The 12795-nt window shown below is 61.8% G+C and carries 9 protein-coding genes; 3 read left to right on the top strand and 6 right to left on the bottom strand.

Annotation, left to right across the window (positions count from 1 at the left end; all coding sequences use genetic code 11):
- Positions 1 to 44: 44 nt before the first annotated feature.
- The 4 genes from WX88_RS24125 to WX88_RS24110 all read right to left on the bottom strand — a co-directional run bounded on the left by WX88_RS24125 (position 45) and on the right by WX88_RS24110 (position 5860).
- Positions 45 to 893: a hypothetical protein gene (locus tag WX88_RS24125; RefSeq protein ID WP_046246994.1), complete on the bottom strand. Its 849-nt coding sequence runs from the start codon at positions 891 to 893 to the stop codon at positions 45 to 47.
- A gap of 255 nt (positions 894 to 1148) precedes the next feature.
- A complete protein-coding gene (locus tag WX88_RS24120) occupies positions 1149 to 1823 on the bottom strand; it encodes a DUF2306 domain-containing protein (protein ID WP_046246999.1) in 675 nt (224 codons plus the stop codon).
- A gap of 73 nt (positions 1824 to 1896) precedes the next feature.
- Positions 1897 to 4620: a DNA helicase RecQ gene (gene recQ, locus WX88_RS24115; RefSeq protein WP_082116282.1), complete on the bottom strand. Its 2724-nt coding sequence runs from the start codon at positions 4618 to 4620 to the stop codon at positions 1897 to 1899.
- A gap of 64 nt (positions 4621 to 4684) precedes the next feature.
- Entirely contained in the window at positions 4685 to 5860 is a 1176-nt protein-coding gene (locus WX88_RS24110) for a THUMP domain-containing class I SAM-dependent RNA methyltransferase (RefSeq protein ID WP_052733053.1), read from the bottom strand.
- A gap of 123 nt (positions 5861 to 5983) precedes the next feature.
- Between WX88_RS24110 and WX88_RS24105 the strand changes: the two genes are divergently transcribed.
- Complete coding sequence (locus WX88_RS24105; RefSeq protein ID WP_052733052.1) at positions 5984 to 7381, top strand: sugar MFS transporter; 1398 nt, start codon at positions 5984 to 5986, stop codon at positions 7379 to 7381.
- A 186-nt stretch (positions 7382 to 7567) separates the two neighbouring features.
- Here WX88_RS24105 and treF read toward each other — a convergent pair whose 3' ends face one another.
- A complete protein-coding gene (gene treF, locus WX88_RS24100) occupies positions 7568 to 9139 on the bottom strand; it encodes an alpha,alpha-trehalase TreF (RefSeq protein WP_046246992.1) in 1572 nt (523 codons plus the stop codon).
- An 88-nt stretch (positions 9140 to 9227) separates the two neighbouring features.
- Entirely contained in the window at positions 9228 to 9773 is a 546-nt protein-coding gene (locus WX88_RS24095) for an RNA 2'-phosphotransferase (RefSeq protein ID WP_046246991.1), read from the bottom strand.
- Between the two features lie 752 nt (positions 9774 to 10525).
- On the opposite strand from WX88_RS24095, the gene murB reads away from it, so the two are divergent.
- Together murB and WX88_RS24085 are read left to right on the top strand one after the other, a co-directional pair.
- A complete protein-coding gene (gene murB, locus WX88_RS24090) occupies positions 10526 to 11560 on the top strand; it encodes a UDP-N-acetylmuramate dehydrogenase (RefSeq protein WP_046246990.1) in 1035 nt (344 codons plus the stop codon).
- A 212-nt stretch (positions 11561 to 11772) separates the two neighbouring features.
- Positions 11773 to 12741 carry a fibronectin type III domain-containing protein gene (locus tag WX88_RS24085; RefSeq protein WP_046246989.1) on the top strand — a complete coding sequence of 323 codons (969 nt, stop codon included), beginning with the start codon at positions 11773 to 11775 and terminating at the stop codon, positions 12739 to 12741.
- Positions 12742 to 12795: the final 54 nt, after the last annotated feature.

Raw genomic sequence — 12795 nt, 5'->3', positions numbered from 1 at the left:
CAAGTGTTCACGGAAGGCCCCCTGAAACGTGCCATCCACAAAAACTAAAGGCTGAGCGAAGGTTTGGGAGACTCAGCCCACCACTCGTCGTTTTCCCACCAGTCGTTCCAGCCGTATTTGGCCAGCTCTGGGTAGACTGTGTCGCCGCGCTGGCCCAGCCCGATTTTTTGTAAGGTCTCGGGCACTATCACCGAAAAATCAGAGGCCCAGGAAGCCGCCTTGCGCTGGCCAGTCTGGTTGTTTTGCCAAGTGCCTTCAAACAGTAAGCCGCTGCCTCGCGTCGGATTGTCCAGGCCCATATCTACTCCATCAAAACGGACCACGCTGGCCTGGCTGCGCGAGTTGACGCAAAAATCCAGCATTACTTTACCGGAATACACGCCGGTACCTTTGGTGGTGGGGTCTTCCCGCAAGATATAGTCGGCGAAAGCGGTATAGGCTTGTACTACTTTACTATTGAACATCTGCACCGTATCGGGCAGGGCCGCGATTCGCCTCACCGTGTAGGTGCCGGTAAAGGGCGTTATTACCTTTTTGTAGCGGTTTAGGCCCCACACGTGGAATACCTCAGGCCGCAGAGAATCGCGGCGCACTTTACTGAAAAAGAAGGAAATACGGTAATGATTGGAACCGTAAAATCCTTCCAAGGCAGTACTCTTCTCCGAGGGGTCCCCCCTATTCATCCAGGCGGGCGTCAGGTCGACTTGGCGCAAAAGTGCCAGCGTGGGCGCGGTCGCCGCGGTGGCAACCGGCTGGGCAGCGCCCGTTGCCGACGGAACCGAAGCAGTGGCCGACTTTTCTCCTACTTTCGAGGCCGTTGCGTGTGAAGCAGCCTGGGGTTGGCAGGCGGCGCTAGCTAGCCCCAGCACGGGTATCCAAAACAACTTGTTCATGCTGTAAACATACTCACGAACCTCTCCTGTTACTTCTAAACCACCTATATAGGTTAAAAATATTATAAAGCCCCAGCCAATCGTGGGTTTTTACCTACTCTATCCAGCCTGCTTGGCGTGACTTAAACTTGGAAACCGCGGAGTTTTGCAGCAAGCGACCTGGTAATCGACACAGAAGCAGCTACTCGCGTAGATGCAGCTTGTTGCTGCCAAGAAGAGCCTGCAACGGCCAGCACTATCCACCAAATCGGATAGCTATGCCACCAATTTATTCCGCAAATCCGGCATAAACTCCCGCAGGAAATACCGCCCCAGCCCTACCCCAATCAGCAGCTCCACCACAATCAGGTTGCCAACCCAGGACATCCACGTCACTGTCAAATAAGTCTCCATTGGCTTGGTTTGGAACACGTAGTACATGATGTAACTTTCTCCACGCAGGGCCAGCGCGGCCAGTGTTACAGCGTAAGAGCGCAGCATCCAATCGACATGCAAGCTCCATTGCCGCTCGCGGGCGGCCTGGTAGGCGCGCCAGGTACACAGCCACCACACGAAGCATTGCAGCGTGAAGCCAACCTGTGCGGCCAGCCCGCCATTAGCAAAGCGGGCCAGAATGAGGCCCGACGGCGCCGCCAGAGCTAGAATACCAATAATATACGCCTTGCCTACTTGCCGGTGCAGCCGCGGCCCGCGCTGCGCAAGAAATGGTAGAAACTGTAGTAGTCCCGCCACCAACACCAGCAAGCTAGTGGTGATGTGCACGTAGAAACCCAACCGAAATACGGCGTTGTCATTGGTTTCGTCGCTCTTGGTGGTGAGGAAGTGGACACCCTTCTCGAAGGTGTAGTAGGGCAGCGTTTTGGTGAGCATCAGCCCCGCGAAGGCGGCAATGAAGAGAGCCGCGAGAGCCAGGAGTATTTTTCGAGACATGAAACGCGGCACTATTCGAGCAAGATTCTGCAGATAAAGAGGCCCGCCGTTACCAACGACGGGCCAACTCAGCTTACTGACCGCGCAGGCGCTTGTGGTACAGCGCGGCCATGCGCAGCTGGAAGTAGTCGTACTTCTCGCGCAGGTGGTCGAAGAGGTCACGCAGCGTGGGCTCGCCACCGAGCTGGGCGCGGGCGGTAAAGATTTCAGCCAACTCCTGGTCGCTCACGAAATCATGGATGCGCAGCTCCTGGCCCTTGGCGTAGGCGTTGTAGAGGTGCGTTTTCACGGTGCTCAGGGCCAGGCCGCGGCGCTCGGCAATATCCTCGGGGGTGAGACCCATCTGGTGAAACTGGACGCTACTATCTTCGGAGTCGCTCACGGGCTGGTCGGCCACGGCCACGCGGGGGCGCGGCGGCTCACTGAACATATTATCCGAATCGGAAGGCACGCCATTGACACCGGCGTGGTCCAGAATAACACGAATGAAGGCTTCGCCGTAGGTCTCGAACTTCTTCATGCCGACGCCCGATACGCCCAGCATGCCCACGCGGCTGACGGGCCGCTCGGCAGCCATTTCCTGGAGCGTGGCATCGGAGAATACCACATAGGGCGGCACGCCCTGCTCGTCGGCAATCTGCTTGCGCAGCTTGCGCAGCTTCTCGAACAGCTGCGCCTCGGGCGTGCCGATGGGGGCCGTGGAAGCAGCGTTGGCGGCTTTTTTGCTGGCGCGGGTGGGCCGCTCGGCTTTCTCGCTGGGCTGGAATTTCTTGAGCGGGAGGGTAAGCTGACCTTTAAGCACCTGGTGGCCGCGCTCGGTGATTTTCAGGGCGTAGCCTTCTTCGTAGGCGATGTAGAACAGGCCATCGTTCAGCATCTGGTGGATGTAGCTGTACCAGTCGAGGTAGGGCAAATCGGAGCCGGCACCGTAGGTCTTAATCTGGTCGTAGCCGCCTTGCAGCACGGCCTGGTTGCGCATGCCGCGCAGGATGTCGATGAGCAGATTAATAGCCACCTTTTCCTTGCTGCGGGCCACGGCCGAAAGGGCTTTTTGGGCAATGAGGGTGCCGTCGAACGTCGTGGGCGGGTTGCGGCAGATGTCGCAGTTGCCGCAGTCTTCGCCCAGGGTTTCGGAGAAGTAGTTGAGCAGGATTTTGCGGCGGCAGGATGCGGCTTCCGCGAACTGCTGCATGCGCTCCAGCTTGGCGGTATTGAGCTGGGCCTGACGAGCGGGCACGTCCTTGGTCACCATCTCACGCATCTGCATCACGTCGGCGAAACTGTAGAACAGGATGGCCGTGGACTGCGCGCCATCGCGCCCGGCACGGCCGATTTCCTGATAGTAGCCCTCGATGTTTTTGGGCAAGTTGTAGTGCATCACCCAGCGCACGTTGCTCTTGTCGATGCCCATGCCGAAGGCGATGGTGGCCACGATAACCTGCACGTCATCCTGCAAAAAGGCTTCCTGGGCCTTGCTCCGCTGCAAGGGCGTGAGGCCGGCGTGGTAGTGCGCCGCTTTCACACCCTTGGCGATGAGCTTCTGGGAGATGGTTTCGCAGGTTTTGCGCGAGAGGCAGTAGATGATGCCGGGGTCCTGCGGGTGGCGGGCAATGTATTCGAGCACCGAGCCCACCCGGTCCTGGCCGGGGCGCACGATGAGGTTGATGTTAGGCCGGTCGAAGCTGGAGAGGAAAACCTTGGGCTCGCGCAGATTGAGCTGGGTGCGGATGTCGCGCTGCGTCAGACGGTCGGCCGTGGCCGTAAGGGCGATAATGGGCGTGTCGGGGAAGTGCGTCCGCAACGCGCCGAGCTGGGTGTACTCGGGCCGGAAGTCGTGGCCCCAGCTCGAAATACAGTGGGCCTCGTCGATGGCGAAAAGGCTGATATTGACCCGGTTTAAAAACTGCAAAAACCCTTCGGAAAGCAGCTTTTCGGGCGACACGTAGAGCAGCTTGAGGTAGCCGCTCACGGCCGCGCGCGCAATGTCGTTGGCCTCAGACTGGCCCACGCTGCTGTTGATGTAGGCGGCTGCGATACCGTTGGCTTTCAGGGCTTCCACCTGGTCCTTCATCAGGGCAATGAGCGGGGAAACCACGATGCACGTGCCTTCCGAAACCACCGCCGGAATCTGAAAGCACACCGACTTGCCCCCGCCGGTAGGCATGAGCACGACAGTGTCTTTGCCCGAAAGGATGTGCTGAATGATGTCGGCCTGCATAGGCCGGAAGTTATCGTAGCCGTAGTACCGTTTCAGGGCCTGGCGGGCGGCGGCGAGTTGCGGGGCAGTGGCTAGTTCGGGCATGGTATTCGGGGTAACCTCACGAGCCCCCCACGGGGCCGGCCCCCTCTCCTGCGGAAAGGGGGAGCCTGACGACTCGATGAGGCTGGGGGTAATTCGTAATTTTTCTGTGATGATGGCCAAGACTTCGTCCAATGGGTGGAGTACTTGCTGGTTGGTGAAACGCAATTCGCGGTAGCCTAATTCCGTTAGCGTGAAGGTACGGCCGGCATCGTATTCGGCCTGCTCGGGGGTGAGGTGAATTTCGCCGTCAAGCTCGATAATCAGCTTGGCAGGAATGCAGATGAAATCGACGATATAAGCGCCAATGGCGTGCTGACGACGGAATTTTGTCCCTTGCTTTGAGGCACGCAACTGTTGCCAGAGAATACCTTCGGCGGGCGTAGGATGCCGTCGGTTTTCGCGAGCGAAAACTTTGGTCTTATCCCAGGTTCGCACATCAGTGGTATATATGTACTCCTGCGGAATACCGAGCTTATTGGGAGGCTGCACTTCCATTCTGGTAAGTTAAGCCGGCGCGACGGAACCTCACCCCCTGACCCCCTCTTTTTTGGAGAGGGGGTCAGGGGGTGAGGTTCACGCCGGGGGCTGAAACCCGCCGACTCCCCCGATACAGCTCGTACTTCAGCAGCCGACAGTCAATCGGCCCATTAAATAGCGGCGTCCGCCTAGCCGTTTTCAGCCCGATGCTCTTTGCCGCTTCCAGATTGCCAGTGAAGACAAAGGCGTCGTACCCCTGGAAATTCGCCTTCAGCGTGTCGCCAATCGTCTTGTATAAGGCGGCCATTTGGGCCTCCTCCCCTATTCGCTCGCCGTAGGGCGGATTGGTAATGATGATGCCGGGTTCCTGGTTTTTGGGTGGCGCGGCGTCCTTCACGTCGCGTACCGAGAGGCGGACGCAGTCTTCCAGGCCAGCGGCGGTGATGTTGGCGGCGGCCATGTCGATGACTTTGGGGTCGAGGTCGGAGCCGGCGAGGTAGGCCTGGGGTTCTTCGATACGCTGAGCTTTGGCTTCTTCGCGCACCTGGTTCCAAAGGTCAGTATCGAAGTCGTACCAGTTTTCAAAGCCGAACTTGCCTTGGTGAAACAGGCCGGGCGCGATGCGCTGGCTGATGAGGCCAGCTTCGGTGAGAATGGTGGCGGAGCCGCACATTGGGTCGATGAGCGGCTTTTTGCCATCCCAGCCGGAGAGCAGGACCAGGCCGGCGGCCAGCACCTCGTTCAGGGGGGCCTCGTTGGTGTGCTGGCGGTAGCCGCGGCGGTGCAGCGAGTCGCCGGCCGCGTCGAGGCTAAGGATGACTTCGTTTTCCGACATGCGCAGGTGCAGGCGGATGTCGGGCGTGCGGGTGTCCACGCTGGGCCGCTCGCCGGTGCGGGCCCGGAACTGGTCCACGATGGCGTCTTTGGTGAGTTGGGCCACGAAGAGCGAGTGCTCGAAGGTGGAGCGGTTGACGACGGCCGTGATGGCGAAGGTCTGGCCGGGCCCGAGGTAATCCTGCCAGTCGATGCGGCTTACCTCGCGGTAGAGGGCCTTTTCATCGGCCGCGTAAAAAGCGGCGAAGGGGCGCAGCAGGCGCATGGAGAGGCGGCTCCACAGGGCAGTTTCGTAGAGCAGGCGGTGGTCGCCGATGAACTCGACGGCCCGGCTGCCGATGTGGGTAATGTCGGCCCCGAGGTTGTAAAGCTCATCGGCGAGCAGTTCTTCCAGGCCGAACTGGGTGGTGGCGGTAAGGTGCATAGTAGCGCGAACTTTGTAGTTCGCGGCCCGCAACGAGTGACGCCAGAACAATTCCAACGGCGTGGGGACGCGAACTACAAAGTTCGCGCTACTTTCGTCTTTCGTCGAGTAACAACTGTCTTTATGGCTCTAGCTCCTGCCTCTTCTCCCGCCCACACTGCCGCGCCCGCTCGCTCCTACGCCGGCCCCATGGTGCTGATGACGACGCTATTCTTTCTCTTCGGCGCCGTCACCAACTTCAACGATGTGCTCATGCCTTACCTCAAGGATGTGTGCCAGCTTACCGATTTACAGTCTTCGGCGGTGCAGTCAGCCTTCTTTGGGGCGTATTTCCTGATGTCGTTGCCGGCCGGCTGGGTACTGAAGAAGCTGGGCTACCAGCGCGGCATCGTGGTGGGGCTGCTGGTGATGGCCGTTGGCGCGATGCTTTTTATCCCAGCCGCTGATGCGCGGGCCTTTGGCTTATTCCTGACTGCGCTGGCCACACTGGGCGCGGGCATCACGCTTCTGCAAGTAGCGGCCAACCCTTACGTAAGCATTCTGGGACCGGCCCGAAACGCGGCAGCGCGGGTGAGCATCGTGGGCGTGGCCAACAACTTCGGGGGGGCGCTCTCGCCGCTGGTGGGCGGGCTGGTGCTGTTTGGCGGCTCGGTGGCGCTCAAGGCGCGGCTGGCGGCGCTGCCACTAGGCGAGCGACTGGCCCAGGAGTCGCAGTTGGTGAAAGGGCCTTACCTGGGGCTGGCGGCGTTTCTGGCGGTTTTGGCGGCGGTATTCTTCTTTTTGGTGAAGCTGCCGGACATTGAAAGCATTCCCGAAGAAGCTGCGGCGGAGGCGCGGCCCGTGGCGGCCGGCCGCACGTCGGCGCTGGCGTTTCCGCACCTCGTGCTGGGCATTGTGGCCATTTTCGTGTACGTCGGGGTCGAAGTTGGGCTGGGCTCCTTCCTCATTCGCTACGGCGAGTCGCAAGGAATTCAGCAGCTGTCGGGCTTCACCCAAAGCCTGGTGCGGGGGCTGAACCTGGCCACCAACTACGCGCTGGTGCTCTTTGGCCAGGAGCCTTCGCCCATCGACACCACGGCGGGCTTTACCAAAGCAGTGGGCGCGGTACTGGTGTCGTCGTACTGGTTTGGCTCGCTGGTGGGGCGGCTGCTGGGCATTCCGCTGCTACTGCGCTTCCACAACCGCGCCCTACTGGTGGCAGTGTGCGCGGCCGGCGCGGCGCTGGTGGGGGCCAGCATCGTGAGCCACGGCGAAACGGCGCTGTGGCTGGTGGTGCTCTGCGGGCTGATGAACTCCATTATGTGGCCCGTGATTTTCCCGTTGGCCATCACCGGGCTAGGGTCCTTCACCAAGCAAGGGTCGTCTTATTTGATTATGGCCATCGTGGGCGGGGCGCTGATTCCGCCGCTCATGGGCTTCATCGCCACGCACGGGGGCGGGCTGCGGGTGGCGTTTGTGGTGCCGGCGCTGTGCTACCTCTACCTGCTGTTTTATGCCCTGAGTGGCTACCGGGTGCGGTAGAATAGCGATTTGGGCGTGGGCGTAGCGTGGACTCTGCGAGTTCGCGCCTGAACGAACCGGTAAAAGCTCCGCCACGCGCGGACTCGCAGAGTCCACGCTACCATGTCGGCCGGACCACTTACTGGTCGTAAAATAGCTGCTAGTCGGACCGCTCTGGTCGTTCAACCACGAGACGCGAAGGATGCATTACCGCTGTAGGGCGGGGCGCTCTTCGTTCAGCAGCCGGAGCAAGACCCCGTTGGTCCACCCAAAGCCGTCCTGGAGCGGGTACTCTCCACCACCGGCCAGCAGGTCGGTCTTTTCCACGTTGTACTTCTCCAGCAGCTTGCCGGTTTGGTTGAATACACGCACGTTCAGCCGCACCCAGCGGTGGGCAATGGTGTCGGCCAGGGCAGTTTGCTGATAGCGGCGCAGGCCCATCACGGCCAGGTATTGCAGCGGGGCCCAGGCGTTGGGCGCGTCCCACTGCTGGCCGGTGGCGTTGGGGGTGGTGAGCAGGCCGCCGGGGCGTAAAAACTCGGTTTGCAGGCGCTGGGCCGCTTGTTTGGCCTGCGCCGCGGTAGCTACGCCCAGCGCCAGTGGAAACACGCCGGCCAACGTGTGCACGGCGGCAGGCTGGCGCCGGGGCAGGTCATAGTCGACGTACCAACCCGCCGTGGCATCCCAGAAGTAGCGCCGGATGGCCTGCGTGCGGACCTGCGCCAGCCGCCGAAACCGCGGCGCGGCCGTCGAATCGCCGGCTTGCCTGGCGGCCCGGGCTAGGGTTTGCTCCAAGGTCAGCAGCAGGCAATTCAAATCGACCGGGACCAGGCTGGTGGTGCGGATGCTAGCCAGGCCCTGCCCCGGCACAAACCAGCGCGAGCTAAAATCCCAGCCCGAAGCGGCGGCGGCTCGCACGTTGCGGAAAAACTCAGCCGGGGGCTGCTTGCTCAGGCGGGCCGTTTCCACATCCTCGCGGTACGACTCCTCGCGGGGCTGGTCGCTGGCATCCCAGTAGCGACTGAGCAGCTCGCCGCCCGGCATACGCACCGCGCAGCCGGCGGCCGTGCCGGGAGCCAGGGCGTTGCCGCCAGTGGTCCAGTAGGTGTATTCGCGCTGCAATTGGGGGCGGTACTGCACGAGGGCGCGGCTGCCGGGCCCCTCAGCCTGGGCCAGCAGCTGCACCATGAGAGCGAAGAACGGCGGCTGCGAGCGGCTGAGGTAATACGTGCGGTTGCCGTTAGGAATGTGGCCGTAGTGGTCGAGCAGGTAGCCGAAATTGGCCGTCATATCGCGTAGCAGCTCGGTGCGGCCGGCTTCGCGCAGCCCGAGCATGGTGAAGTAGGAATCCCAGTAGTAGATTTCCCGGAACCGACCTCCCGGCACGAGGTACGGGCGGGGCAGCGGCAGCAGCGACGAATACTGCTGCGCCTCGGCCTGCGCCGGGCGCCGAAGCACCGTCCACAGTGTGTCGAGGTGCGCCCGAATGCCCGCCTGGATGTTGCTGCGGTAGAGGTCGGTGGGCGCGACGGGTGGCGTGAAGTAACGGGCCACAAAGGCCTTCAGGTCGAAGCCCGGCTGGGTGCGCTGCCGGTTGTATTCGGCCAAGACCTCGGTGGGTGGGGCCTTAGGCAGCGCATCCACGAAGGTCTTGTTGTCGGCATACACGCTACCGAGCTGCACGGCCTCGAACAAGCCAGGGTACAGCTGGCGCGGACTGGGTTGGGCCCCGACGCCCCCTGCTAGCAGCAGGAGGCCAATAAGAAAGCGTTTTTTCATAGCTCAGAATGTCAAGGTGCCGCCCCACAGCGTTACTCTACGCAGTTAGCCCGGCCATGGCTGCGTACTGCGGCGGCCACGCCCCAGCCTATTCTTCGCGCAGGTACTGCGGCGGCACGGCCTCGACGAGCCACACGCCATTGCCCGATTCGTAAAAAACGCCGCCGGCCGCGTGCAGCGCCCCGGCCTCTACGGTCAGAATAACCGGCTTGCCGCGACGGGCGCCCACGCGGCGGGCGGTTTCCTCGTCGGGCGAAAGGTGGACGTGGTGGCGGTTCATTTTCTGCAGGCCCTCGCGCCGGATGGCAGGCAGCGCGGCCGGGGCCGTGCCGTGGTAGAGCACGGCCGGCGGCACGGCGGGGCTGAGCTGCAAATCGACCGCCACACTGTGCCCCTGCTGAGCCCGGATGCGGGTGCCCGTAGCGTCGAAGGCGAAGCGCTGCTTGTCGCTGTCAGCCACCAGCTCATCCAGCTCCGACCGGCCGATGGGCTGGCCGTGCGCCGCGCAGGCCGCCAATAATTCATCTACCGCCACCCAGCCGCCTTCTTGCAACTCCAGGCCAATGGCCCCCGGCGCGTGGCGCAGGTGCAGGCTCAAAAACTTACTCAGGCGGGTGGCTTGCTTGGTATCCATAGCCGCAAAGGTGGCGAAAAGCCTTTAGAAGCTGGTTAAGTTACTAAAAACGGTCCTGCTGCGCTGGTCGAAGCAGCGCAGCAGGACCATCTCAGTAGGATATTCAACTAACGCACACAGCTTCGGGGAGTAGTATCAGTTATACCTAGCGGGGCCCGACATGAGCAGTGAGCCAGTACATGAAAACCAGCCGCGGGGCGAACTGCCCAAGGGACAGGAGTAGCAATCATTTTCACGCTGAAATGATTGCTACTTTTGAGAGCCGCCGCGTAGCGTAGCAATCATTTTCACGCTGAAACGTTTGCTACGCTACCATTAAGAAGCTGTTTGAATTAATTGAAAATCCTGTTGAAACGGTCATGCTTCGACGAGCTCAGCATGACCGTTTTTGCTAACTCAAACAGCTTCTTAGCAATTGATGTGGCGCGGAACTCTCGGGCCTGTTCGGGTGCCTCTGCCTGCTGGCGCGCGTCAGAGACGCGGAGCTAGGCGGCAGTGCGTTGGAGAATGCATGCTAACAGGGCGTCATGTAGACGTCGTTCAACGACAAGACGCCAGGTATGGCTACATCGCCCTCCCTGACTCAAAACAACTTCTTATGACCCAACCGTCAGGCTCCCCTCTCGGCAGGTAGAGTGGTCAGGGGGTGAGGTTGGTGCGGAGAGCGAACCGCAGAACTTAACGGCTCTGGGGACCGGGGTGAGGTGCCGCGCCGGGTACCCAACGCCCGGTTCCGCCGATACCTTTGCGGCATGGTACTCGAAGAAAACGTCTCCCTCCGCCCCTACAACACCTTTGGCCTCGACGTGCAGGCCCGCTACTTCGCCCGCTTCGCCTCGGCTGATGAGCTACGCCAGTTGCTACGGCGGCCCGAAGTGCAGCACGCCGAGAAGCTCATCCTCGGCGGCGGCTCCAACCTGCTGTTCACACAGGACTTCAACGGCGTAGTGCTAAAAAACGAGATTCGCGGCCTCGAAATCAGCAGCGAAGATGGCGAAACGGGTACCGCCCTGGTGCGGGCCGGCGCCGGCGAAAGCTGGCACGGCCTCGTGGAATACGCCCTCGACCAGGGCCTGAGCGGCATCGAAAACCTCTCGCTCATTCCCGGCACGGTGGGCGCGGCGCCGCTCCAAAACATTGGCGCCTACGGGGCCGAGCTACGCGACACCTTCGACCATCTGGAAGCCGTGGCCATTGGCACCGGCGAGCTGCGCGTCTTCACGGCCGGCGAGTGCGGCTTCGGCTACCGCGAAAGCGTGTTCAAGAACACCCTCAAAAACCAGTTTGTGGTCACGGCGGTGGTACTGTGCCTGCATCGCCAGGCCCAGCCCAACGTGCGCTACGGCGCCATCAGCGAAACCCTGGCCGAGTTGGGCATCGAGGGCGAGCCCACGCCGCACGACGTGAGCCGGGCCGTAGTGCACATCCGCCGCTCCAAGCTACCCGACCCGGCCGAGGTGGGCAATGCCGGCTCATTCTTCAAGAATCCCGAGCTGTCGCAGGCCAAATTTGACCACCTCAAAAGCCAGTACCCCGACCTGCCCGGCTATCCGGTGCCCGGCGGCGTGAAGGTGCCCGCCGCCTGGCTCATCGAGCGGGCCGGCTGGAAAGGATTGCGGCGCGGCCCCGGTGCCGGCACCCACGGCGTGCACGACCGCCAGGCCCTGGTGCTGGTGCACCACGGCGGCGCCAGCGGCCACGACCTGCGCCAGCTGGCCGAAGAAATAATAGCGTCAGTCCGCCAGCAGTTCGCGGTCGAGCTTCATCCGGAAGTTAATATTTTATAAGTTGTTAGCCCCGGATAATAAACTCCTGTCTTTGTAGTCTTACAAAGGCTGAAAGCGTAGGATTTTTCGCGAGCTTTGTAGCAGTCTCCTTCCATCAGTCTGCTTATTCTTCAATTTTCGCGATGATGATGAAACTACTATTCCTTGCCTGCTTATTCTTGAGCCACTCCGGGACCGCCGCATCTGCTTTTGGGGCGTTCACTCAACCGCGGGTGCCCCCTATCCTTAGTGTGAAGGCGGCCCGCGCACTCGGCACGGGCACTACCGTCACGGTGCGGGCAGTGGTCTTGAACGGGGCAGAAATGGGCAACATTCGCTACATCCAAGATGCCGAGGCCGGCCTCGCCCTCTACGCCCACCCCACCAAGCTGCCGGGCTATGGCGAACTGCGCGCCGGCGACAGCATTCAGGTGACCGGCCAGCTGAAAACCTACAACGGCCTACTGGAAATGGACCCTATCGCCTCGGTCCATAAGCTGGCCTCGGGCCAACGGCTACACGCCCTGGCCGTGCCCGCAGCACAGGTCACCACGGCATTCACGGAGGCCAATGAAAGCCGTCTGATTGAGGTTACCGGCGTCAAGCGCCTGTCTACCCCCGCTGGCACCCCGGCCCCCACCCTGGCCAGCAACGCCAACTACCTGCTCGATGGCCAAGCCGGCGCGCTGATGCGCGTGGGGGGCGCCAGCACTGGCCCCGAAGGGCTGGTTGATGCTACCCTGCCCACCGCCGAATCCTTCAGCGTGCGCGGAGTGCTGAGCCAGTTTGCGCCGGGCGGCACGGGCGGCTACCAATTGCTACCGCGCCTAGCCTCCGACCTCGTGCCCGGTGGGGGCTCAGGTACCAGTGCGGGCAGCGGTCCAGCTAACAGCCCGTTACCGGGCCTTACCAACCAGCCCATGCCCGTCAACGTGAGCCCCACAGGCTTCACGGTGGTGTACTCGACCACCAACCCCAGCGACACCCGCGTCCGCTATGGTCTTGATGCCAACCAATTGAAGGAGGTGCGGACTGATGCAACCCCGACGACCCGCCATAGCTTGACACTCAGTGGCCTGCTTCCGGGCACTACGTACTACGTGGAAGTAAGCTCCCGCAATGCGGCCGGGCTGGAAACGGCCTCGCCCGTGCCGGTTACCACGAGTGGTGGCAAGGCCGCCCGCGTTAGTTCGCAGGATTAAGCTGCTCGAAATAGACGCCATCGCCTCGCTTACCGTACTAGAGTGTGTAGACCG

The organism is Hymenobacter terrenus, from assembly GCF_000972495.1.
Taxonomy (GTDB): Bacteria; Bacteroidota; Bacteroidia; order Cytophagales; family Hymenobacteraceae; genus Hymenobacter; species Hymenobacter terrenus.
This window is presented reverse-complemented; position numbering and strand designations above follow the sequence as displayed.